Here is a 23,544-nt window from a genome sequence, read left to right as displayed (position 1 = left end):
CCTGTCGCGTTATTTATAAATGCTATCTTTCGAATGGAAACCGTCTTTAATGATGGTGGCTTCAATGTTGTTTTTATCCACGACAATAGGTTCAAGAAGATAAGACGGCACATTTTTCAAACCGTTATTTAATTCCGCATTGGATTGCGGTTTTTCATCTTTAGCCAGGGCAACAGAAATTTCCGCCGCTTTATCTGCTAATAATGTGATCGGTTTATACACGGTCATGGTTTGCGTACCTTCCACAATGCGTTTAATTGCCGCTAAGTCTGCATCCTGACCGGAAATTGCCACTTTGCCGGATAACCCTTGGGCGGAAAGTGCTTGAATGGCACCACCGGCGGTAGCATCATTGGAGGCAACAACGGCATCAATATTATTTTTGTTGGCGGTTAAGGCATTTTCCATAATTTGTAAGGCTTTTTCCGGCAACCAGGAATCTACCCATTGATCACCCACGACTTTAATTTTTCCACTATCAATTAACGGTTGTAATACTTTCATCTGACCTTTGCGGAATAATTTCGCATTGTTATCTACCGGCGAACCGCCCATTAAGAAATAGCGACCTTCCGGTTTTTTCTCAATAATACTTTGCGCTTGTAACTCACCGACTTTTTCATTATCAAAAGACACATAGAAATCTAAATCCGCATTATTAATTAAGCGGTCATATGCCAATACTTTAATGCCTTCTTTTTTCGCTTCGGCAATCACATTACTTAATACTTCACCGTTGTGGGGGATAATCACCAACACGTCAATATCTTTGTTAATCATGTTTTCAATTTGTGCGATTTGTGCCGAATCATCGCCGTTGGCGGATTGCACATACACTTTTGCGCCAAGCGCTTCGGCTTTTTTAACGAAAATACTGCTGTCTTTTTGCCATCTTTCCAAACGCAAATCGTCAATGGACATACCGATCTTTAAGTCTTTGGCAAAGGCTGACGTGCTACATAATGCAAGTGCGGTCACAAGAGAGAATAAAGCAAATTTGATTTTCATAATGACACCTCAAATAGTGATTAATGAATGAGTTGAAATGATGTTAGAGAAGCGACTCAGATTACTCTGAACGTAGTTTTATCACTCCGTTTCAGCGGAAAGCAATTATCAGATCTTCCGACGCTATTACGTTTTTTCTCTTTTGTGACCCAGTCCACAATAAACAATAATCTGAACACCAATGCGAAATAACGTAATTGATCGCCGAAGGGCTTTTATCAAAAATAGGAAAAAATTAACCCGCACTTGGAGGCTACGATGACAAACTACTTCGACAACATTGACAAAATTCGCTACGAAGGCCCTGATTCAACCAATCCGTTTGCGTATAAACACTATGATGCCAATCAGGTGATTCTCGGTAAAACCATGGCGGAGCATTTGCGCTTGGCGGTGTGCTATTGGCATACCTTTTGTTGGAACGGCACGGATATGTTCGGTTTGGGGTCGCTGGATCGCAGTTGGCAGAAAAATGCCGGTACATTAGAAGCGGCTAAACAAAAAGCGGATATCGCCTTTGAATTTTTCACCAAGTTAGGCGTGCCTTATTATTGTTTCCACGATGTGGATGTGGCGCCGGAAGGCAATTCCATTCAAGATTACATTCATAATTTCGGCGCTATCGTCGATATTCTGGAACGTAAACAGGCGGAAACCGGCGTGAAATTGTTGTGGGGCACGGCAAACTGTTTCAGCAACCCGCGTTATATGTCCGGCGCCTCCACTAACCCGAACCCGGAAGTGTTTGCCTGGGCGGCAACCCAGGTGTATCACGCCATGAATGCCACTAAACGATTGGGCGGCGAAAATTATGTGTTGTGGGGCGGGCGCGAAGGCTACGAAACCCTGCTCAATACGGATCTAAAACGTGAGCGCGAACAAATCGGACGCTTCATGCAGTTGGTGGTGGAACACAAACATAAAATCGGCTTTAACGGCACGCTGTTAATCGAACCGAAACCGCAAGAACCGACGAAACATCAATATGATTACGACGTGGCGACGGTTTACGGTTTCTTGAAACAATTCGGTCTGGAAAATGAAATTAAAGTGAATATCGAAGCCAATCACGCTACTTTGGCGGGGCATACTTTCCAACATGAAGTGGCGACGGCGTTTGCGTTGGATATTTTCGGTTCTATCGACGCTAACCGCGGCGATCCGCAATCCGGCTGGGACACCGACCAATTCCCGAACAGCGTGGAAGAAAACACGTTAGTGATGTATGAAATCCTGAAAAACGGCGGCTTCACCACCGGCGGTTTCAATTTCGATGCGAAAATCCGTCGTCAAAGCACCGATCCGTATGATTTGTTCTACGCCCACATTGGCGCCATCGACGTGCTGGCGTTATCCCTCAAACGCGCTGCGCAAATGCTGGAAGAACAACGTCTGCAAAAACTACTTGATGCACGCTATGCCGGCTGGCAACAATCCCTCGGTCAGCAAATTTTGCAGGGCAAGGCTTCGCTGGAACAACTCGCTCAAGCGGTTGAACAACAAGGGTTGAATCCGCAACCGGTATCCGGCAAACAGGAATATCTGGAAAACCTGGTGAACGGTTACCTTTATCGTTAATCGGAAAAAGTGCGGTCGTTTTATTACTCGTAAATCCTGAAGATTTACTCGCTCCTTCGGAGCCGTTGGCAAAGCCAACGTTCAAAAAGCGTTGCTTTTTGTCAGGTGTTTTTTATTAAGGAGGACTTATGTACATTGGCGTGGATTGCGGCACGCAAGGCACAAAGGTTATCGTGGTCGATAGCCGACAACATAAGGTGTTGGGTAGCGGTTATGCCGCCCACGAACTCATCGAAAACTCCGACGGGCGGCGGGAGCAGGCGCCCGACTGGTGGATTACGGCGTTTAAAAGCGCCTTTGCCGACGCCGTAAAACATGCCGGAATTCAACCGCACTTGATTCGTGGCATCGGCATTTCCGGGCAGCAGCACGGTTTGGTAGTGTTAGATAAAAACGATCAGCCGTTATACAACGCCAAACTTTGGTGCGACACGGAAACCGCCGCCGAAAATACGGAGATTTTAGCCTTATTAGGCGGCGAACAGGCCTGTTTTGAACGCCTCGGCATTGTCTGCCAAACGGGCTACACCGCCTCCAAAATTCTCTGGTTGCGTAAACATCAACCGGAAATTTATCGTCAAATCGACAAAATCTGTTTGCCCCATGATTACCTGAATTATTGGCTCACCGGCAATTTCTGCACCGAATACGGCGACGCCTCCGGTACCGGCTATTTTGACGTGGTGCGGCGTTGCTGGGATGAGGAGATCTTGCATCTCATCGCGCCGGAAAAACACCTGAAAAATCTACCGCACTTAGTCGCATCCGATCAGATTATCGGCACCGTGAAAACGGATGTCGCGCAGCAACTAGGCTTGGCGGATAACGTGATAGTGGCAAGCGGCGGCGGTGATAACATGATGGGTGCTATCGGCACCGGCAATATTCAACAGGGTATCGTCACCATGAGCTTGGGCACCTCGGGCACGTTGTATGCGTACAGCGATCAACCGTTGTCCGATTTGCCGCCGATGATTGCCGATTTTTGTTCCAGCTCCGGCGGCTGGTTGCCGTTGGTGTGCACCATGAACGTGACTTCCGCCAACAAAAACCTTATGCAACTGCTGAATATTAATGTAAGCGAATTCAATGAGTTGGTACAACAGGCGGCTATCGGCGCCGACGGCGTGATTATTCTGCCGTTCTTCAACGGCGAACGGGTGCCTGCATTGCCGAACAGCAAAGCGGCAATCCTCGGCTTGGATGCCGGTAATTTCAGCCGAGCCAATTTGTCCCGCGCCATGATGGAAAGCGCCAGTTTCACCTTGTGCTACGGCTTGGATTTATTCGAACAGGCGGGCTTGGCTACCACGGAAATCCGCCTCATTGGCGGCGGCGCGAAAAGTGCCGTTTGGCGGCAGATGATCGCCGATATCATGAACGTCAACGTGGTGTGTTTGGTGGAAGAGGAAGCCGCCGCGTTAGGCGCCGCCATTCAAGCCATGTGGGCTGATAAACAGGCTTCGCTGGCGGAACTTTGCCAAACCTTTGTGCACTTAAACGAAGCGACACGCACCGCACCTATTGCAGAAAATGTCGCCCAATATAAACAGGTTTATCAACGTTATCGCGAGCATCTGAAAACGCAATATTCCGTCTAAAATGAAGCGATTATTTTGCCGCCTCACTTGAATCACCCCGACTTTTGCGCTAAAGTTCGCATCAATTTCCCAAAGGAAGATCGTCGTTTCCGGTGAGGCGGCAGGACTTCAAATCCTGTTGAGGCTGCCAGCAGTCTCGGGTAGGTTCAACTCCTACGATCTTCCGCCACCAATAAAAAAAGTGCGGTCAGAAAAACACTTAAATTTCTGACCGCACTTTTTTATGGTTTATCGTGAGCCGATTCACGACGCGGTAATAAATATGGTCACTTCCCCTTTTCCATCGCCAGCAAACGTCGGATCAGTGCGTCGGATTGATTCAGCGTTTCGATTTGTTGTTGAATATTCTCTAATCTATCCTGTAGTTTGCCGCGTAATACATCACAGAAATTTTGCGGTTCGTCGTTCAGACAAGTGCGTAGTAGTGCAATGTCTTTTAACGCCAAACCGGCATGATTCAGCATGATGACTTTCTTAACATAACCGACGTCTTGTTCTTGATAACAGCGGTAACCGTTTTCGTTGCGCAATGGCGTGAGCAGATTCAGTTTTTCGTAAAAACGAATCATGCGTACGCTGCTCTCGCAAGCTTTGGCGAATTCTCCGATTTTCATTTGTTGCCTCATTGACTCTGACATTGTGTCACAGTTTATAGTATAGCGGCGTTGAAATGAATAAGGAGATTTTATGAACAGACGACAATTTTGCCATTTGAGTATCGGCTTAGGTTTGACGAGTATGCTGCCGAACCGTGGCGCACTCGCGGTGAATAAACATTCGAAAGTTTTCATTATTCACGGCTATGGCGCGACGCTGCGCGATCATTGGTTTCCTTGGCTACAACAGCAGTTAACCGAATCAGGCGTTACGGCGGTTTCGATTCCTTTACCCGACAGCGAACATCCCGATTTTGAACGTTGGCAGAAAACCCTGCGTGATTATATCGGTATGCCGGATGAGCATTGTATTTTCGTCGCGCATAGTTTGGGCACCATCAGTTTATTGCATTACCTGACCGCAACGGCGCCGAAGCGGGTCGGTGGGATTATTCTGGTTGCCGGCTTCGGCGCCCGAGTTCCCAGCTTGGCACAGATTAATGAGTTTAATGTTGATGCTTACGTTGATCGTACTGCAATTGATTTTGCTGCTATTCGCACCATGAGCCGGCGTATTTATTGCCTGATTAGCCAAAATGATCCTATTGTTGCGCCCGCTGCAAGTTATTTCTTAGCCGAGCAATTGCATGCCCGGATTATTGAAGTGAAAAACGGCGGTCATTTCTTGGCGAGCGACGGATTTACCGCATTGCCTCCGGTATGGACGGCGGTTGAACAATGTTTGACATAAGGTTAGGAGGAATTATGTTTAAAATCATCATGTTCGTCATCAAGAAAGCGTCTCTTTCAACTGCGGAATTTCAGGCCTTGTGGGCGGCGCATTCGCAAAAAGTGGAAGATTTTAAGGACGTGTTGAATATTCGGCGTTACGCTAAAACTTTTCCGTTAACCGACGTTCATCAACTTGATACTCAGCGAGCAACGTTGCCCTTTACTTTTGATGCCATGGGTGAGTTGTGGTATGACAGTAAAGAAGACTTTGTGCGGGCGAGAGAGACCGAAGCGGGCAAATATGCGTTGGCAATTTTGCGTGAAGATGAAAAACGCTTTGTGGATTTGGCACGTTCCGTGATGTGGCTGGGTGAAGAGGAGCGAATAATTTAAAAAGTGCGGTCAGAAAAACACTTAAATTTCTGACCGCACTTTTTTATGGTTTACCGAGAACCGATTAACGACGTGGTAAATAACGTAGCGGATCGGCGGATTTGCCTTTGTAACGGATTTCAAAGTGCAGTTTTACGCCGTTGGTGCCGGTGCTCCCCATTTTGGCGATTTGTTGACCGGCTTTGATTTCTTGTTGGTCTTTCACCAAGATGCTGTCGTTGTGGGCGTAGGCGCTGAGGAAGTCATCGTTATGTTTGATGATGATCAGGTTGCCGTAGCCGCGTAACGCGTTGCCCGCATATACCACACGACCTGCGGCGGCGGCGTTAACCGCTTGTCCGCGTGAGCCGCTGATGTCGATACCTTTATTACCGCCGTCGGCATTGGAGAAGCCTTGGATCACGTTGCCGTTGGTCGGCCAGCGCCAAGCTACGTTAGACACGGCAGGGGCGGTATCCGCTTGGGTCGGTTGTGGTGCAGTGGTTTGCACTTGAGTGATTGGTTGATTGCCCGCCGGCGGTGTGGTGCCTGAACCGGCTTTAATCGGGCCGGTAATGGTGCCGTCAGAGCCATATTGTGTGCCGTTTGCGCCCGGGGTATAAGTTACCGTCGGTTCCCCGGCTGGGGTGGCAGGCGGTGTCACGGTCGGTTGCATTTGCGGTGCCGCTTGTGCCGCCGCCGCTGTGCCACGGCTGACTTTTAAGGTTTGTCCCACACTTAGGCTGTAAGGCTCGCTCATGTTATTTAACGCCGCTAATTCTTTCACGTCCAAACCGGAAATGTAGGCGATGAGGAACATGGTGTCGCCTTTGCGTACGGTGTAGTTTTCGCCTTTGTAGAAACCTTTATTGATTTGGCTGTAATCCGGCGCGTTGGTGGTCGGATTGCGCGGAATCGTAAAATCCTGCGAGGATTGTTGCGGACTAGGCTGTGCAACAGGTTGGGTTTGCTGAACCGGTTGTTGCGGCGCAGGTTGTTGATAGGTCGGTTGGAAATTCGGCTGCGGTGTGGATTGCGCACCGGTTGCCTGCGTGTTTGCCTGACCGATTGGTCCGTTCATGGAAGCGGGTACGTTGCCTTGTTGGATTTGCGGTTCCCAAGTGGCATTGCCGCTATCGGTCGAACCGTCCACCGGTTGCATGATTCCCGGTGATAACGTGCCGTCGGCGTTTTCCACCGGTGCCGGTGTGTTGGAAGTACAAGCCGCTAAAACGGCGATACTGATCGGTAACAGTAAAAACGATTTTTTCATGTGTCGGATTCCTTAATTATTGCATATTGGTTGGCATACTTTGTTGTTGAATTTCCGGCATCCAGCTACCGCCTGCAATGGCGCCGGTGCCTTCCACCGGTTGCATAATGCCCGGTGGCAGATCGTTTTCGTCTTTCGGTATTTCATCGTGAGAAGAACATGCCGCTAACGTTAACGACATCGACAGTAACAGAATCAGTTTATTCATTTTCGTGACCTTGCTTAACGTAAAATTAAATATGCGATGACGGCTAATACCACCACCGACCAACCGATAAGTTCGATAGATTTGCGCAATTTAGCGGCAAATTTTTCACCGCCCCAGGCGGCAAGTTTGGCGACCAGCAGGAAGCGTGCTGCGCGGGAAACAAAGGCGGTAATGACAAACGGCAGGAACGCCATGTGCATCACGCCTGCGCAAATGGTGAATACTTTGTACGGAATCGGCGAGAAGCCGGCGACAAACACCACTAAAATGCCCCATTTTTCAAACCACTGAACGGCGGTTTGCCAGTGCGCCTGATAGCCCCATTGGGTGATGTAATGTTCGACCAAATCAAAAGCGTAATAACCCAAAGCGTAGCCGATGATGCCGCCGAGCACGGAAGCCACGGTAGTAAACATGGCAAATTTGACCGCACTTTGCGGCTTTGACATGGACATCGGGATCAACATCACATCCGGCGGAATTGGGAAGAAAATCGCTTCGATAAAGCTCACGAAAGACAACCAAAACGGCGCGAAACGGTGTTTCGACCATTGCATGGTTTTGTCGTACATGGCGCCAAATAAATTCATCTCAGTTTCCTGTTTCAAAGGGTTGCATTATTCACTTTCTAACCAATGTTGTAAAGCGTTGATTGAGCGGTGCGCGGTCATATCCACCTGAATGGGGGTGATGGAAACATAGCCGTTTTTGACGGCGTGAAAATCCGTGCCTTCGCCTTCATATTCAGGCAAACCGCTAAGCCCGATCCAATACATATCTTCACCGCGCGGGCTTTGTTGTTTAATCACTTCGGCGGCGGAAGAACGGTAGCCCAAGTGACAGACTTTAATGCCTTTCAGTTCCTCATAGGGCACATCGGGCACGTTAATGTTTAGAATTTCATGTTTACCCAATAATTGGGAATGTAGCTTCGGCACCAAATCGCACACCACGCGCGCCGCCGTCTCAAAATGTTGACGACCGTCGAGGGACACCGCAATGGACGGTAAGCCGAGGTGACGCCCTTCAAACGCCGCCGCCACCGTGCCGGAATACAGTACGTCATCGCCTAAATTCGCCCCGGCGTTAATGCCGGAAACCACCAAATCGATCCGTCCGGCAAGAAAGCCGTTGAGCGCAATATGGACGCAATCCGCCGGTGTGCCGTTGACGCAATAATCGCCGTTTTCCAAATGTAACGGATACAACGGTTTCACCAAGGTCAACGAACTGGATGCCGCGCTACGATTGCTGTCCGGCGCGACGATGGTTACGTTGGCGATGTTGCGTAGCGCCTCCGCCATGATGCGAATGCCCGGCGCGTGAATGCCGTCGTCGTTACTCAATAAAATATTCATGTTCTTGTTATTCCTGTTTTTTCTTTTAATCTTTTAAATTTCAACGTGCACCAATTCGCGCACTAACGCCGTAGCATAACTGCCTGCCGGCAAATAAAATTTCAAGCGCAAGCCGTTCGGTTCAAATTGCCATTGAAATTGTTGCGGCTGCATTAATATCGGGCGCCGCGCCGCTTTCATGCGCTCCTGTCGCATTAAATCGAACAACGCCTGATGTTGCGCAAAAATGTCGTTCTCAAAATCCACCGCACTTTTGGCTTCATCGCCAATCAGCGGCGCGGTAAGCAAAATATCCTGTTGTGCTAAGCGCTGTTGCAGCTGCGCCAAATCGTCTGAGGCATCCGCCACAAACCAGCTGTGCGAACCGTTTAGTTGCAAAACGTCTCCAACTAAGACCTGCTGCGCCAAGCCAAGTTCAATACGTTTGGCGACGATTAAATTGAAAATCTCGCTACGTGCGGCGGAAAGATAGAAGCTGCGCTTGTTGCGATCCTTCACTTTGATTTCGCCGCTTGCCCAACGCAAGGCTTGGGTGAGATTGTTGCCGTCGCGCCCGAAACGCTGTTCGGTGAAATAATTGGGGAAGCCGTTTTTTGCCAGAAAATCCAACCGCACTTTGAGCTCGTCGGTGTCCTCGGCGTTGCGCAATAAAATTTCAAAATGATTGCCTTGCAGACTGCCGATACGGATTTTGCGTTGGTGGCGGGTCACTTCAAGAATGTCCACGCCTTCAAGGTGAAATTGACTGAAATCCGGCGTCGGTTGCCCGGGCATTTGCAGGCTGAACCATTGCTCGGTGACCGCTTTGCGATCTTTCAAGCCGGCGTAGCTCATGTTGCGCGCGGAAATACCGGCGAATTTCGCCAACTGTTCGCCTACGAACAAGGTGTTGCAATCGGTTTTGCGCACTTTCACCACAACAAATTCGCCGTCGCCGCTCATGTCGTAGCCGAGTTGTTCTTGTACGACAAAATCCGCACATTCCGCTTTTAAAAGTGCGGTCTGTTTTGGCGGTGTTTTTTGCAGGTAAGCTAACGCCGTCATGGTTTGCGCACCAATAATGCCACCGCTTCGCTGGCAATGCCTTCACCGCGACCGGTAAACCCGAGCTTTTCCGTGGTAGTGGCTTTCACGTTTACCCGTTCCATATCGCACGCCAAATCCTGTGCGATCAGCGCGCGCATGGCGTCGATATGCGGGCGCATTTTCGGCGCTTGGGCGATGATGGTCACGTCCACGTTGCCTACGACGTAGCCTTTTTCCTGCACCCGGCGGTACGCCTCGCGCAATAACATGCGGCTGTCCGCGCCTTTATATTGCATATCCGTGTCGGGGAACAGCTTGCCGATGTCGCCCAATGCCGCCGCGCCGAGCAAGGCGTCGGTCAGCGCGTGCAACGCCACATCGCCGTCGGAGTGCGCGATAAAACCTTTATCAAAGGGAATGGTAACGCCGCCGATAATCAGCGGATTGTCGGTACCGAAGGCGTGAACGTCAAAGCCGTGGCCGATTCGTATCATGTTGTCTTCCTCGTTAAGTAAAATTCCGCCAGCGCCAAATCTTCCGGGCAGGTGACTTTAATATTGTCGCTGCGCCCTGCCACCAAGTGCGGTCGAAATCCCGCGAGTTCCATGGCGGAGGCTTCGTCGGTGACGGCGAGCTGTCGCTGTTTGGCGCGGATTAAGGCGTCCCGTAATAAATCCGCACGAAAAAACTGCGGGGTTTGCGCCAGCCACAGTTGGCTGCGATCTTCCGTCTGAGCAATTTGTTGCGAAGGCAGCGCGCGTTTGATGGTATCCGTTGCCGGAATGGCGAGAATAGCGCCGTTATCATCTTGAATTTCAATTAATTTATCCAGATCGCCGTGCGTCAGGCAGGGGCGCGCCGCGTCATGCACCATCACCCAAATATTGATGTCGTTATGCGCTATCGCATTGAGCCCGTTTAACACCGAATCAGCGCGGGTTTCGCCGCCTTCCACCAGTTGAATTTTCGGGTTTTGCGTGAGATTAAGTGCCGCAATATAGGGATCATCGGCGGCGACCGCCAGCACGATTTGACTGATGTGCGGATAGGACAACAGCACGTTTAAGGTGTGTTGCAAAATGGGTTGTCCGTGAATGGGAAGGTATTGTTTCGGTTTGTCCGCCTGCATTCGACTGCCGATACCGGCGGCCGGCACCACGGCGATAATCTTGCGATTTGAGGTCATTATTTGTGTTCTTTGACGATGTGATAAAAGGTTTCGTTCGGTTTCACCATTTCATGCTGCAAGCGGGCACGTTCTTCAATAGCGTCCACCCCTTCTTTTAAGTCTTTGATTTCCGCCGCAATAATTTGATTGCGTTGGGAAAGTTTTTCATTTTCCTGCTGATGTACGGCGATTTCTTTGGTGGTGTTTTTGTAGTCCACATACCCGTTCTTACCGAACCAAAAATCGTACTGAAACAGCAATAAAACCGCAATTAATAAAGAAATAAATACACGCATAACAACCGTTAAATGGAAAAAAATTGCGCCTAGTTTACCTTGAATCGCGTCAAAATGCGACATCGCCCGCCCGGCGCCGAATAATTTCTTAAAAATTCGGTTATATCGTAGTAAGATAAGGCAATTTTGACAGCCTGAGAGGTGAGACCATGAAACCCTATTTAATTGCGCCCTCCATTCTTTCCGCCGACCTTGCCCGTTTGGGCGAAGATGTGGAAACGGTGTTAAAGTGCGGTGGTGATGTGATTCATTTTGATGTGATGGACAACCATTTTGTACCGAATCTGACCTTCGGTCCCGCCGTGTGCAAAGCCTTACGCGATTATGGCATCACTGCGCCCATCGACGTGCATTTGATGGTGAAACCGGTGGATCGCATTATTCCCGATTTCGCTAAAGCCGGCGCCAGTTACATCACCTTCCACCCCGAATCCACCGACCATATCGACCGCACTTTACAGCTCATTCGTGACCATGGCTGCAAATCCGGTTTGGTTTTCAACCCCGCCACGCCGTTAAGCTATTTGGATTATGTGATGGATAAAGTGGACGTCATTTTACTGATGTCGGTGAACCCGGGCTTCGGCGGACAATCTTTCATTCCGGCAACCTTGGATAAACTTAAACAGGCAAGAAAACGCATTGACGACAGCGGGTTTGATATTCGTTTGGAAGTGGACGGCGGCGTGAAAGTCTCGAATATCGCCGATATCGCCCGTGCCGGTGCGGATATGTTTGTTGCAGGTTCCGCGATTTTCGATCAGCCGGACTACCAAAAAGTCATTGATGAAATGCGCCAACAACTTGCCACAGTAGGAAAATAAAGCATGACAGGACAATTTAAATTAATCGGTTTTGATTTGGACGGCACGCTGGTGGACAGCCTGCCCGATTTGGCGTTATCGGTAAATTCGGCATTGGCGGAATTTGACCTGCCTCAAGCGCCGGAAGCATTGGTGCTCACCTGGATTGGTAACGGCGCGCAAATTTTAATCGCTCGCGCCTTGGAATGGGCGACGGCACAATCGGGCAAAACCTTAACGGACGCACAAATCGCCACGCTGAAAGAACGTTTTAACGTCTTTTACGGCGAAAACATTTGCAACCGTAGCCGTTTATTCCCAAATGTGAAAGACACCTTGGAAAAATTGAAAGCCAAAGGTTACCGCTTGGCGGTGGTCACTAACAAACCGACCCAACACACCCGCCCCGTGTTAAAGGCGTTCGGCATTGAAGATTTATTTGATGAAGTGCTCGGCGGTCAATCTTTACCTGCAATCAAGCCGCACCCCGGCCCGCTGTTTTATTTATGCGGTAAGTTCGGCTTGTATCCGAAACAAGTGCTGTTCGTGGGCGATTCCCGCAACGATATTCTCGCCGCACACAACGCCGGCTGTCCGGTGGTGGGCTTAACTTACGGGTATAACTACAACATTCCTATCGCCGAATCCCACCCGGATTGGGTGTTTGAGGATTTTGCGGAATTGTTGACGATTGTTTGATTGATATCGGTTTGAAATGAGGATTTGATTGACGTAGGGGCGGGTCCGGTGCCCGCCCGTGAAATCAAATCGAAATTCGGGCGGGCACCGGACCCGCCCCTACAATTTGATGAAATCATGATAGCGCATACCGCCTAACGTATGCGGTAATCTATAGATATAAAAGGCACGCGTTAGAAAACGCGCGCCATCACAATGATAAAAATTAAGGATGTAAAAATGAGCAAACCTATCGTGTTCAGCGGCGTACAGCCATCGGGTGAATTGACTATCGGTAACTATCTCGGTGCGTTGCGTCAGTGGGTGAAAATGCAGGACGATTACGAATGCCTGTTCTGTATCGTGGATCAACACGCCATCACCGTGCGTCAGGATCCGGCGGCGTTACGCAAAGCCACTTTGGACGTGCTGGCATTGTATTTAGCCTGCGGTATCGACCCGGCGAAATCCACCATTTTCATTCAATCCCATGTGCCGGAACACGCGCAACTGGCTTGGGTGTTGAATTGCTACACCTATTTCGGCGAAATGAGCCGCATGACCCAATTCAAAGACAAATCCGCCCGTTATGCGGAAAACGTTAACGTGGGCTTGTTCACTTACCCGGTGTTAATGGCGGCGGACATTTTGCTTTACCAAGCCAACCAAGTGCCGGTGGGCGAAGACCAAAAACAACATTTGGAAATCACCCGCGACATCGCGCAACGTTTCAACGCCTTATACGGACCGCACTTTGCCGTGCCGGAAGTGTTTATCCCGAAAGCGGGTGCGCGCGTGATGTCCTTGCTGGAGCCGGAGAAAAAAATGTCCAAATCCGATGAAAACCGCAACAACGTCATTGGCTTATTGGAAGATCCGAAAGCCGTCGCCAAGAAAATCAAACGCGCGGTGACCGACTCCGACGAGCCGCCGGTCATTCGTTATGACGTGAAAAATAAAGCAGGTGTATCTAATTTGCTGGACATTCTCTCCGGTGTCAGCGGCAAAACCATCGCAGAACTGGAACAGGAATTTGAAGGCAAAATGTACGGTCACTTGAAGGGCGCGGTGGCAGACGAAGTCTCCGCCATGTTGACCACGTTGCAAGAGCGCTATCACCACTTCCGCAATAACGAGGAACTCTTACACCAAATCGCCAAAGAAGGCGCCGAAAAAGCCAAAGCCCGCGCGCAAGCGACTTTAGCAAAAGTGTATGAAGCGGTTGGGTTTATTGCGGCGAAGTAAATAAAAAGAGATAAACATAAAAAGCTGTTTTGAGACGGATGTTTTAAAACAGCTTTCTTTTCGTCTGATGAACTAAGGACAATCAATGTTGCTACGAATTCCGTTTTATTTTTTCCTAACCTTAGGATTACTCTATCTTGTGCTTACTTGGTGGCAAAGGAAAGAGGGAAAATTTATTGAATCCTTGCGTACTTTTATTTTTATGGGTGGACTTGCCATCGTTTTTCTTGTCGTAATGAATCTTGGCACGAAAGAAGAGCAATACCGAAATTATCAAATCTATGAAAATCTGATTAGAGAAAGAAGATTAACCGCAAGAGAATTAGAAATGCTTCACGGAATAGAAAATATTCCATCAAACGCGAAGCTGATTTTAACGTATGATGATGCAACCTTAGTCGCCCCTAAAGGTCAATTTTTCACTTGGGGACCGTTTCCGTTAAAAAAAATGGAATTGGATCATTTTTCTATGGAACTTTCTGCGAATGATCTTTTTGGCGATAAAGAGAAATATTTCAATGTTCATGGTGTCAATTGTCAATTAAGAAACTACATCAAGTTAAAGCGTAAAAATCAAACATCAGGCTATAATTTTGATGATTTTAGAGTCGACTATTGCTATACAAAAGATATTAAATTTCATTTGGAAAACCAGTTCATAGACTCGGAAAGTACCTATCTTTCGTTTTTCCCTACTCTGAAAGATTTTCTAGATGATAGCTGGTTTAACAACATACCTAAAGCCTATTTACCGAGTGAACAGCCCTCTGTGACGATGTCTTTGTCTCCCTATTCGGCACTTGCATTATTGGTTGGTGAAAAACAAAATATTTTCAGAGTTTATGATATTGCTGCAGACATGAATGGTCAGATTTTTGCACTCTACGGCGGAATAAAGATTCCTGTTACAAAAGAGACGATGACGGAAAAAGAGCAGCCCAAGTACCAAATCGGAAATTGCCGTTATTTCGCTGACTCGAGAATATATGGCATCAACTTTAAAGACGGTTGGGCGGATTGGTATTTTATGCCGCCTAGAGATTCCTCAGATAAAGCGGAACCATTATCGGATGAATGTAAGATACAGCGATTGCCCTATGTTATTACGTCTATTGAGAGATAAAGTGCGGTCCTTTTTACCAACGTTTTTTCGTTTTCAATTTCATGAGTAGCCTATATGCAAGAGAACCTTACCGCAAAATTTAGCCTGCTGATTGTGTTGATTGTCGGCGTTTGGGGGGCTTATGTTCCCGTTGCCCGTATCAATCTTGAACGGGCGGAAGCGCATCGGATGTTACAAGAAACCATCGCGACTATTCAGGACAATCTGCCTGCGCCGAGCGACCCTAAACGCCAACAAAAGATGCCGATAGACATTAATCCCTATTTAAGAAAGGGGCTCCGTTATTACCCGGAACGGGATGCTTATAAATATACCTTCAATCGAAAATATGAACAGGATCATAGAGGACAACCGGGACAGGATTCAGGCATGCCCGAGCCTTTAGAACAACGCAGTATCTGGTGGAAAGTGATTGACGGCAAGTGGCATTGTTATGCCGGCATCAAAAAACATGTACGGCAGGAACTCTGCGGTGAACGCGCAATACTTAACGGGCTTACCGTGCGCGAACATCAGGAAGCGTTATGGGTAAGTGATAACAGCGGGCTCGCCTATTGGTTGAGAAGTTTGCAACTGCCGTACAATACGCAAATATATTATTTAACCAATAAAACAAAAGAGGCGGATATTCGCTTAAATAGTGCGGGACGTGATGTCGTATTAATTTTGGATTCGGCAAAATTCGATGATATTTGGCGTATTCAGCACGCGCCGAATACCCATATTCGTGCGGTCATTTCCGATAGTCGAAGACAACACATTTACGGCTTGCCGCCGCAAACGCCGGTGTTTGATTATTCTGCGGCGATAAATCAATGTAATAAAGAAGATCGACACTGTGGCAGTTTGCCCGATAGCGACAGTTTACGCCAAATGATCGGATTGGGTGCGGGTAATGTGATCTATGAAAGAATTGAAGAAACGTTAAAAGCACCGCTACAAATCGGCATTGATCCGCAGCAATCCTGGATTTCGTTCCCAACGATGATTCAAATAGGGTTATCTGCTACCGAACCAATACGTTTGGTGGAAGAAAATTCAGGTATTGATAGTACAAATGTGACGGAAACACAGGAGAAATAATATGGAAGCCATTGCGATTGTGTTTGTATTAATTATTTTATCTGTTGTCCTATTAGGATTTGCGGGTTTATTTGGCGCGGGCATTTCTCTCATGATGAAAGGCGCTTTTGAAGGCATCACAAATTATTTTGAAGGGTTATACCACCATCCGCTGAAGGGCAAAACGTCCGTTTTCATGTGGCTTTATGCCGTCTTTGTGGCGTATTTTGTTTTTTTGCCGCTTTTTGTAGATTTTGCCGTGGCGGGCGCTTCCGTGCGGGTTAACGGCGACATTATCAATTTACGCCGCATGACCAACAGCCTGCTTGGCGTAAGCGCGATACTGATCAACCTTCCGTTGTTGCCGTTATTATTGCGTTTAAAACCGTTGCAAGCCGACAACCCTTATTTGCTCACCGCACAATGTCTTTGGCGCAGCATTGCCTTTGTAATTTTTCTCTGCTGCGTGCTTGCCGTATTTATGCCGCTGCCGGCACTTTCCGCCTTTGTGGGCAAGGTGTTTGCGCTGTTGTATTTTTGGTGGGCGGCGGTCATGAATTGGTTGGATGCGGATAATGTGCAGACGATTAATCGATTCTCCCGCCCGATTTTCCTTCACGACCGCATTTTCATTTTTGATTTGTGCATGTTGGCGCTGAGCTATCTGCCGTTCGCCTTTTTCCGTTCGAGTTTATTTCCTCAAGCTGAAACGCAGAACACCCCGAATTTATTGAAAGATAGCTGCGAAAAGACGGACATGGAACCGAAATAACAAACAAAAAGTGCGGTTAAAATCCATCGTGAATTTTGACCGCACTTTTTGGGGCTGATTAGAAACGCCCTCTAGCAATGATATTTCTTGCGATATTCGATTAAATCCTCAATCGTCACAATGACATAACCATGTTTTTTGACGAATTCCACCAGTTCCGGAGCGCGTGCCATGGTGCCGTCGTCGTTGGTGATTTCGCAAATCACGCCCGCTTCTTTAAAGCCTGCCAAACGTGCTAAATCCACTGCCGCTTCGGTATGCCCGTTGCGTTGTAATACGCCGTTTGGCGCGGCGCGTAACGGGAAAACGTGTCCCGGGCGGTGTAAATCGCTCGGTTTGGCGCCGTCGGCAACGGCGGCTTTGACGGTCGTCACGCGGTCGGCGGCGGAAACCCCGGTGGAAACGCCCTCGGCGGCTTCGATGGTGACGGTGAAGGCGGTTTTATTTACGCTGGTGTTGTGGTTGACCATCGGCGGCAAGTCCAATTGTTTACACAATGCATCGGTGATACACAAACACACGATGCCGCTGCCGTAGCGAATGAGTTTTGCCATTTGCTCGGTGGTGATGGTTTCGGCGGGGAAGATTAAGTCGCCTTCGTTTTCGCGATTTTCATCGTCTAACACAAGCACGCCGTTGCCTTGTTTGAAGGCTTCAATGGCAGCTTTGACGCGCTCTTCCGGGGTGCCGAAGGGGGATAATAATGACTGATTCATAGTAAATGCCTTTTCAATAAATGAGTTATACCAGAATCAGGGCGGAATGATAAAAAGGACGAACACAGGTTCAAACAAACCTGTGCTGCTTTTTTATTCTCTTTCATCCAGACTGTCACTGTCGGCTTTGGATTCGCACCAAATCTGCTGACTTTATCGCAAAAACGCCGTCAAAAACGACCGCACTTTTGCCGATAAACGCTCGTGGGCTTGCGTTGAAACATTCATTCACGCTTACCACCGGTAGGGACTTTCACCCTGCCCTGAGAATGCGTTGCGTAGTATAGCGCAAAGGAATAGACGTTAAAAACGGTTTTTGGGGAACGGGTTGATTTAACACAAAAAAAAGTGCGGTGATTTTCATCGGCGTTTTTCGTTTCAAAAAACATTTGGAAAACCAACCGCACTTTACGCCCGATTAAGCGGGCAAACGCCCGAATTTACCGGCTTGCACGTCGCGGAACGCTTCCACGATTTGCTCGCGGGTATTCATCACGAACGGGCCGTAACCGACAATCGGCTCATTGAGCGGTTCGCCGGTGAGAATCAGCAATTTGGCGTCATTGTTGGCTTCAATGTGCACGTCCTCGCCACCGCGTTCAAAAGTGACCAATTCACCGCGCCGCGCGATGGCATCGCCGCCGATTTGCACCGTGCCGTCCAATACCAGAATGACGAGGTTGTGGCTTTCTGGCACAGCGAAAGTGTACGCCGTATTTGCGTTCATGACGGTGTCCCACATATTGATTGGGCTGAACGTGCCGGCAGTGCCTTTTGTGTTCAGCAACTCACCCGCAATGACGCGCACGGAACCTGCATGATTCGGCAATGTGACCACCGGAATATCCGCCGATTTAATGGCTTGATATTTCGGCGCGGTCATTTTGTCTTTCGCCGGCAAATTGACCCAAAGTTGCACCATTTCAAACAAACCGCCTTCTTTGGCGAATTTTTCCGAGTGCATTTCTTCGTGCATCACGCCGGAACCCGCCGTCATCCATTGCACGTCACCCGTGCCGATGGTGCCGCCCCCGCCGTAGGAATCGCGGTGTGACACTTCGCCTTGGTAGGCGATGGTGACGGTTTCAAAACCACGGTGCGGGTGTTCTTCCACGCCACGTAAATCAAATTCGGAATCGTCTTTGCGACCGCCTTGGAAAAACTTCGGCGCGTTGTAATCCATTAACAGGAACGGATCCAGATGTTTGTCCGTATCGTTGTAACTAAACATAGACGCCACATGGAAGCCGTTACCCACCCAGTGTTTTTCCGGTGCCATATGTACTTTTGCAACTTTTTTCATGATTTTTCTCCTTATTGATTTTCAGAACCTATCGTTCTTTGATGGGAAGCATTATAAGTTTTCCAATGAGAAGATAAAGACAGGATTTATTGATTCAGTTTCAATAAAAAGGAAATAATTGGCGAGAAAAGTGCGGTCATTTTTGGCAACGTTTTTAAAGAGAAATAGAGCGAGCGTTTTCCGTTCGCCACAAACATTATTCCGCTTCGCTACGTTGCCGATTCGGTAGTACAAGGGACATGCCAATGCCTACAAGTGCTACAGTTAGCCAAGAAAGGGAATAATCGGCGAACGGCAGACGGTTGATGAAATTCGTTAGCCAAGCAAGTTGCAATTGCCCGCCGATAACACTGCTCACCGAAATGGTTGCCACCAACGCCACCGTCAGTTGCATACCGAATTTAGACAGGGCGGCAAATTTATTCACGATGATCAGCATGACAATGACGATGGTGACGGGATAAAGCACCAACAGCACAGGAATAGAATACGTGATGATCGCGCCTAATCCCAAGTTCGCCACAGCAAAGCCCACTAACGTAAACAAGGTAGCATAGGTTTTGTAGCTCAGCTGCGGGAAACGTGTGCGGAAAAATTCGGCAACGGCGACAATCAAGCCGGCGGTGGTGGTGAAGCAGGTGACGGCAACCATCGCCGCTAAGAAGATCTGCGCGCTCGCACCGAAAATGGCTTGAGTCGCTTGGGATAAAATATACACACCCTTGTTCGCGTCGGACGCCATCACGTCGGCAGGCACGGTAAAATGATTGCCTAAATACGCCAAGCCGATATACAGCAGGCTGAAGCCCAACGCCACCACAACACTCACCAGCCACACCGTGGAAACGTATTCCCGTTTATTGCGGAATCCCAACTGCTTCAAGGTTTGCACCGCCACCACGCTAAACGCCACGGAAGCCAGCGCATCGAGGGTGTTATAGCCTTCAATAAATCCCGTGCCGAACGCCGATACGGCATAATCGCCAAGGGCGGCTTGCGGCACAGTATCGCCGTATTTCATCATGCCTAACGTCACCAATAACACAATTAACAGCGCAAAAATCGGCGTTAAAATGCGCCCGATACTGTCGAGAATTTTAGACGGATTCAAGGCAATCAAATAGGCGGCGATAAAGTAAAGCACGGTGAAGATGACCAGTCCGAAGGAATTGAAGGACGCCGGCAGCATAGGCGCAATGCCTACTTCATACGCCACCGTCGCCGTGCGCGGAATGGCAAAGAAAGGCCCGATAGAAAGATAAAGCACGACTAAATAAAGCGTGGCAAACTTAGGTGAGATTTTTATAGAAATTTCATGCACATAGCCTTTCGGATTAAGTGCGCCGATCACCAAGGTTAACACCGCAATCCCCACTCCGGACAACACAAACCCGCTAATCGCCGGCCAAAAATTCGTGCCGGATAACGCCCCAAGGCTCGGCGGAAAAATCAAATTCCCCGCCCCAAAAAACATTCCAAATAACAGTAACCCTGTCAACGCCGCTTTTTTTATCATGGTTTTTATTCTTCTGTTGAATGATTGGGCGGGAGTATAGCACTCTTGGCGGGGGCGTCAATTTTGTGAGAGGGAAGATTTTGAATTAGAAGGAAAAGTGCGGTGGATTTAAAAAACGTTTTTAAAATCCACCGCACTTTTGGTTTTCGAGATTTGTTATTCCAGCGGTATTTCACTCAATGCTGTTTTCTGCGAGCCATCAGCGTTGAAATTATCATCCGCGAGCCAGCGGAGAAAGCGTTGTTTACGTTGTGCCCATTCGCTGTCGAGCATGGAGAACCATGCCGTATCGCGGTTGCGTCCGTGATAAACCATCGCTTGGCGGAAAATGCCTTCAAAGCGGAAACCGGGCCGTTCGGCGGCGTGGCGTGAAGGCGCGTTCAAGGCGTCGCATTTCCATTCGTAGCGGCGATATTGCAAGGTTTCAAACACATATTGCGCCATCAGAAATTGCGCTTCAGTGGCGATTTTAGAACGTTTTAACCGCGCCGAATAAATCACCGCGCCCATTTCGACAACGCGGTAATTCGGGTCGATGCGCATCAGTGAAAATGAGCCGACGGCTTGATTCGTGCTTGCATCGATAATGGCAAAGCAATAGGGATCGGTTGCGGCGGCGGTGCATTGTAAAAAATCCAGAAATGCCGTTTTATCCTCAAACGGTCCGTAACGTTTTGGCAGATACGTCCAGTTCTGCGGCGGCGTATCGGCGTTGTAAACCTGCCATAAATCCTCAAAATGCGCCTCCGGGGAAAGTCGTTCCAAACGACAAAATCGCCCCGAGAGCACTTGCACGTCCGGTAGCTCGCCTGCCGTAAAATGTTCTACGGCATCGCCGATGGGTTGATTAAAGTCGTTATAGCGCATAGTCCTTCCTTAAAGTGCGGTTGGTTTTTCGGGCGTTTTTACTATACGCCGCTAATACACGTCACGCAATAAACGCCCGGCAGCGACCAGTTCGGCGACGATGTTGTCGAAGGCGTCCACATACGGGCGATTGCCGATGTCCGAGGCGATTTGGATAAGCGCGTCGTCAACGGCCTTGCTCATGGATTTGCTGCCGCAAATGTAAAAATAGGCGCCTTGTTGAATGCGTGACCAAATGTGTTCCGCCTGTGCCGAAAGCGCGTTTTGTACATAGTATTTTTCTGCCTGATCACGCGAGAATGCAGTGAACAGATGGGTCAGCACGCCCTGTTGTCGGAAGTTTTCCAGCGTTTCTTGATAGAGAAAATCGGTGGCGCGGTGGCGTTCGCCGAAGAACAGATCGCTTTCCACCTTGACTTGTTGCCCTTCAAGATATTGCAGGAAGCCGATAAACGGCGCAATACCGGTGCCGGAGCCAATCATGACCAACGGTGCGTTGAGATGTTCCGGTAGGCGGAATGTCGGGTTGGCTTTGACAAAAACGGGGATTTTTTGCCCGACTTTCAGCTGCGCCAGTTGATCGCTCGCCGTGCCTTGGTAGTCCCGTTCGCCGAGGCGGTAATGAATGTGACGGATACATAAATCCGTGTATTCCGGGTGGGTTTTGCCGCAGGAACTGATGGAATAGGCGCGGGCGGTGAGGTTCGCCAGCATCTCCGTTACATCGGCAAGGCTGACTTTTTTCTCCGGGTCGAAATCGCGCAACACATCCAGCAGATCGTGCCCGTATAAATAACTTTCCAGCGCTTTTTTATTGGAAATTTTGGTGAGGTCTTTTAATTCGGCATTGCCGGTGATTTTGCTAATGTCTCGCAACACGTTCTTGCTTAACAGGCGCAGTTCTTTTTTACGCAAAATTTCCACCGCACTTTTATCGCCGAACCACTCTGCATATGGCGCCAACGCTTCGTCAGGCTGCTCGATTTGCACATAAACCAAATCGCCCGCTTGGTAGAAAATGCCGCTGTCTTTGAGGGATAAGCGCAGGTGATACACCGCCGGCTCCGCTTGCGCCAGCCGTTGAATCTCCAGCACTTCCGCCTGATAGACGGTGTTTTCATTGTAAACCTGCACGGATAGGGCGTGGCTTAGCGGTTGTGCGGGTAGTTCGGTCAGCGCTTGTTGCAATAACGGCAGCCATTGTTTGAAAATTTCGCGGAAATTCAGGTCGGCATCTACCCGTTCAATAAGCGGTTTGGCTTGCTTTTGTTGTAATACTTCATCTACCTGTTTACTGAAACCGCAAAAGTAGTCGTAAGTCACATCGCCCAGCCCGAAAACGCAATAACGGCTGGAAAGTGCGGTCATTTTTTCCAGCGTTTCTAAAAATTCATCGGCATTTTCCGGCGGTTCGCCGTCGCCGAAAGAACTGGTGATGATGACCAGCAGCGTTTGGTTATCTAACGTATTGAGATCGGTGTCATTTAAGGTGCTAAGTGCGGTGGGGTAAGCCTGTAAAAAAGGCTGATTGGCAAGTTCCGTCGCCAATGCCTGCGCATTGCCGGATTCGGAGCCGTAAGCAATGTGAATGCGTGAAATAGACGGGTTACACATGAGATGTCCTTTGCGAGAGAAAAGAAAAGCGCGCCTGCAATAACAGGCACGCGGGAGCGGGGATTATTTGTCGTAGTATTCGTCGAAAATTTCTTTGGATAATTCAACGGCGTCGAAGTTTTCCATTAAATCATTGATAACGCGACGAACGCTGATGTAACCGGTGATTTTACCTGCCGCATCAAAAATCGGTTGCACGGTGGTGTCCACCACATAAACCACGCCGCCTTTGCCCACGTTCGGGATGATGCCGGTCCAGATTTTGCCCGCTTGGATGGTGTCCCACATATCTTTATACACTTCTTTTGCCACGGCAGGGTGACGAACCAAATTATGCGGTTTGCCGATGAGTTCTTCACGGGAATAGCCGGTGAGTTTGCAGAAAAGGTCGTTGGCGTAGGTGATCACGCCTTGTAAATCGGTGGTGGAAATCACCAGTGTGTCTTGCACGGCTTTGAGAAGAACATCGTCGGAAGGAATGATTTGCTCGGTCATATTTAAGCTCCGTATAATTAATTAACATTACGTTTGATAAGGGATTATCCTTATTTCAACAGCTTTCCTAAAAAGGACGTTTAACATACAAGATCGTTGCTTAGATGTAAATAATTATCATTAGTTATAAAGAG

At 48.7% G+C, this 23,544-nt stretch carries 26 protein-coding genes, 1 tRNA gene and 1 riboswitch; of the genes, 11 read left to right on the top strand and 16 right to left on the bottom strand.

Annotated features, from left to right (window positions below):
* Window positions 1-9 precede the first annotated feature (9 nt).
* Window positions 10-1,008 (bottom strand): D-xylose ABC transporter substrate-binding protein, encoded by a 999-nt coding sequence (gene xylF, locus DK430_RS06405; protein WP_109078263.1) that lies wholly within the window; start codon window positions 1,006-1,008, stop codon window positions 10-12.
* A gap of 258 nt (window positions 1,009-1,266) precedes the next feature.
* Between xylF and xylA the strand changes: the two genes are divergently transcribed.
* The 3 genes from xylA to DK430_RS13170 all read left to right on the top strand — a co-directional run bounded on the left by xylA (window position 1,267) and on the right by DK430_RS13170 (window position 4,356).
* A complete protein-coding gene (gene xylA / locus DK430_RS06400; RefSeq protein ID WP_109078262.1) occupies window positions 1,267-2,586 on the top strand; it encodes a xylose isomerase in 1,320 nt (439 codons plus the stop codon).
* 128 nt (window positions 2,587-2,714) lie between these two features.
* Complete coding sequence (gene xylB, locus DK430_RS06390; protein ID WP_109078261.1) at window positions 2,715-4,187, top strand: xylulokinase; 1,473 nt, start codon at window positions 2,715-2,717, stop codon at window positions 4,185-4,187.
* A 74-nt stretch (window positions 4,188-4,261) separates the two neighbouring features.
* A tRNA-Sec gene (locus tag DK430_RS13170) sits at window positions 4,262-4,356 on the top strand.
* Between the two features lie 97 nt (window positions 4,357-4,453).
* Here DK430_RS13170 and DK430_RS06380 read toward each other — a convergent pair.
* Complete coding sequence (locus DK430_RS06380) at window positions 4,454-4,801, bottom strand: MerR family DNA-binding transcriptional regulator (RefSeq protein WP_109078260.1); 348 nt, start codon at window positions 4,799-4,801, stop codon at window positions 4,454-4,456.
* Between the two features lie 73 nt (window positions 4,802-4,874).
* Here DK430_RS06380 and DK430_RS06375 point away from each other — a divergent pair, with 73 nt between their 5' ends.
* On the top strand, window positions 4,875-5,534 hold the full coding sequence (locus DK430_RS06375; RefSeq protein WP_109078259.1) for an RBBP9/YdeN family alpha/beta hydrolase: 660 nt from the start codon (window positions 4,875-4,877) through the stop codon (window positions 5,532-5,534).
* A 14-nt stretch (window positions 5,535-5,548) separates the two neighbouring features.
* A complete protein-coding gene (locus tag DK430_RS06370; protein ID WP_109078258.1) occupies window positions 5,549-5,908 on the top strand; it encodes an EthD domain-containing protein in 360 nt (119 codons plus the stop codon).
* 64 nt (window positions 5,909-5,972) lie between these two features.
* Here DK430_RS06370 and nlpD read toward each other — a convergent pair whose 3' ends face one another.
* From nlpD to ftsB, 8 genes are read right to left on the bottom strand one after another with little or no spacing between them, the layout of a single operon-like run.
* The gene (gene nlpD / locus DK430_RS06365; RefSeq protein WP_109078257.1) at window positions 5,973-7,160 is read right to left on the bottom strand and encodes a murein hydrolase activator NlpD; all 1,188 of its coding nucleotides are present in this window, start codon (window positions 7,158-7,160) and stop codon (window positions 5,973-5,975) included.
* Window positions 7,161-7,176: 16 nt separating this feature from the next.
* Window positions 7,177-7,368 carry a hypothetical protein gene (locus DK430_RS06360; protein WP_109078256.1) on the bottom strand — a complete coding sequence of 64 codons (192 nt, stop codon included), beginning with the start codon at window positions 7,366-7,368 and terminating at the stop codon, window positions 7,177-7,179.
* A gap of 14 nt (window positions 7,369-7,382) precedes the next feature.
* Entirely contained in the window at window positions 7,383-7,958 is a 576-nt protein-coding gene (locus DK430_RS06355) for a YqaA family protein (RefSeq protein ID WP_109078255.1), read from the bottom strand.
* Between the two features lie 27 nt (window positions 7,959-7,985).
* Window positions 7,986-8,726 carry a 5'/3'-nucleotidase SurE gene (gene surE / locus DK430_RS06350; protein WP_109078254.1) on the bottom strand — a complete coding sequence of 247 codons (741 nt, stop codon included), beginning with the start codon at window positions 8,724-8,726 and terminating at the stop codon, window positions 7,986-7,988.
* 33 nt (window positions 8,727-8,759) lie between these two features.
* Window positions 8,760-9,770, bottom strand: coding sequence for a tRNA pseudouridine(13) synthase TruD (truD, locus tag DK430_RS06345; RefSeq protein ID WP_109078253.1), 1,011 nt, complete (start codon window positions 9,768-9,770; stop codon window positions 8,760-8,762).
* Window positions 9,767-10,246 (bottom strand): 2-C-methyl-D-erythritol 2,4-cyclodiphosphate synthase, encoded by a 480-nt coding sequence (gene ispF, locus DK430_RS06340; protein WP_109078252.1) that lies wholly within the window; start codon window positions 10,244-10,246, stop codon window positions 9,767-9,769. Before ispF ends, truD begins: the two co-directional genes overlap by 4 nt.
* Window positions 10,243-10,938, bottom strand: a complete 696-nt coding sequence (gene ispD, locus DK430_RS06335) for a 2-C-methyl-D-erythritol 4-phosphate cytidylyltransferase (protein ID WP_109078251.1) — start codon at window positions 10,936-10,938, stop codon at window positions 10,243-10,245. The genes ispF and ispD overlap by 4 nt, the downstream gene beginning before the upstream one ends.
* Window positions 10,938-11,216 (bottom strand): cell division protein FtsB, encoded by a 279-nt coding sequence (gene ftsB / locus DK430_RS06330; RefSeq protein WP_109078389.1) that lies wholly within the window; start codon window positions 11,214-11,216, stop codon window positions 10,938-10,940. The genes ispD and ftsB overlap by 1 nt, the downstream gene beginning before the upstream one ends.
* A gap of 149 nt (window positions 11,217-11,365) precedes the next feature.
* Between ftsB and rpe the strand changes: the two genes are divergently transcribed.
* The 6 genes from rpe to DK430_RS06300 all read left to right on the top strand — a co-directional run bounded on the left by rpe (window position 11,366) and on the right by DK430_RS06300 (window position 16,899).
* Window positions 11,366-12,040 (top strand): ribulose-phosphate 3-epimerase, encoded by a 675-nt coding sequence (rpe, locus tag DK430_RS06325; protein ID WP_109078250.1) that lies wholly within the window; start codon window positions 11,366-11,368, stop codon window positions 12,038-12,040.
* Window positions 12,041-12,043: 3 nt separating this feature from the next.
* A complete protein-coding gene (locus tag DK430_RS06320) occupies window positions 12,044-12,718 on the top strand; it encodes a phosphoglycolate phosphatase (protein WP_109078249.1) in 675 nt (224 codons plus the stop codon).
* Window positions 12,719-12,937: 219 nt separating this feature from the next.
* Window positions 12,938-13,942, top strand: a complete 1,005-nt coding sequence (trpS, locus tag DK430_RS06315) for a tryptophan--tRNA ligase (RefSeq protein ID WP_109078248.1) — start codon at window positions 12,938-12,940, stop codon at window positions 13,940-13,942.
* An 85-nt stretch (window positions 13,943-14,027) separates the two neighbouring features.
* Window positions 14,028-15,065 carry a hypothetical protein gene (locus tag DK430_RS06310; protein WP_109078247.1) on the top strand — a complete coding sequence of 346 codons (1,038 nt, stop codon included), beginning with the start codon at window positions 14,028-14,030 and terminating at the stop codon, window positions 15,063-15,065.
* 54 nt (window positions 15,066-15,119) lie between these two features.
* The gene (locus DK430_RS06305; RefSeq protein WP_109078246.1) at window positions 15,120-16,148 is read left to right on the top strand and encodes a hypothetical protein; all 1,029 of its coding nucleotides are present in this window, start codon (window positions 15,120-15,122) and stop codon (window positions 16,146-16,148) included.
* A 1-nt stretch (window position 16,149) separates the two neighbouring features.
* Window positions 16,150-16,899 carry a hypothetical protein gene (locus DK430_RS06300; protein WP_109078245.1) on the top strand — a complete coding sequence of 250 codons (750 nt, stop codon included), beginning with the start codon at window positions 16,150-16,152 and terminating at the stop codon, window positions 16,897-16,899.
* A gap of 71 nt (window positions 16,900-16,970) precedes the next feature.
* On the opposite strand, the gene ribB is transcribed toward DK430_RS06300, so the two are convergent.
* The 6 genes from ribB to DK430_RS06270 form a co-directional block, all read right to left on the bottom strand.
* Entirely contained in the window at window positions 16,971-17,615 is a 645-nt protein-coding gene (ribB, locus tag DK430_RS06295) for a 3,4-dihydroxy-2-butanone-4-phosphate synthase (protein ID WP_109078244.1), read from the bottom strand.
* A 91-nt stretch (window positions 17,616-17,706) separates the two neighbouring features.
* Window positions 17,707-17,890, bottom strand: a riboswitch (FMN riboswitch).
* A 143-nt stretch (window positions 17,891-18,033) separates the two neighbouring features.
* Window positions 18,034-18,918: a pirin family protein gene (locus DK430_RS06290; RefSeq protein ID WP_109078243.1), complete on the bottom strand. Its 885-nt coding sequence runs from the start codon at window positions 18,916-18,918 to the stop codon at window positions 18,034-18,036.
* A 196-nt stretch (window positions 18,919-19,114) separates the two neighbouring features.
* A complete protein-coding gene (gene brnQ, locus DK430_RS06285) occupies window positions 19,115-20,434 on the bottom strand; it encodes a branched-chain amino acid transport system II carrier protein (RefSeq protein ID WP_109078242.1) in 1,320 nt (439 codons plus the stop codon).
* 156 nt (window positions 20,435-20,590) lie between these two features.
* Complete coding sequence (locus DK430_RS06280; RefSeq protein WP_109078241.1) at window positions 20,591-21,301, bottom strand: GNAT family N-acetyltransferase; 711 nt, start codon at window positions 21,299-21,301, stop codon at window positions 20,591-20,593.
* Window positions 21,302-21,352: 51 nt separating this feature from the next.
* On the bottom strand, window positions 21,353-22,915 hold the full coding sequence (locus tag DK430_RS06275; RefSeq protein WP_109078240.1) for a diflavin oxidoreductase: 1,563 nt from the start codon (window positions 22,913-22,915) through the stop codon (window positions 21,353-21,355).
* Between the two features lie 63 nt (window positions 22,916-22,978).
* Window positions 22,979-23,410: a PAS domain-containing protein gene (locus tag DK430_RS06270; RefSeq protein ID WP_109078239.1), complete on the bottom strand. Its 432-nt coding sequence runs from the start codon at window positions 23,408-23,410 to the stop codon at window positions 22,979-22,981.
* Between the last annotated feature and the right edge of the window lie 134 nt (window positions 23,411-23,544).

This window comes from Aggregatibacter kilianii, from assembly GCF_003129965.1.
Taxonomy (GTDB): domain Bacteria; phylum Pseudomonadota; class Gammaproteobacteria; order Enterobacterales; family Pasteurellaceae; genus Aggregatibacter; species Aggregatibacter kilianii_A.
Note: the sequence above shows the minus strand (reverse complement) of the source record. Positions and strands in the feature narration are given on the sequence as shown.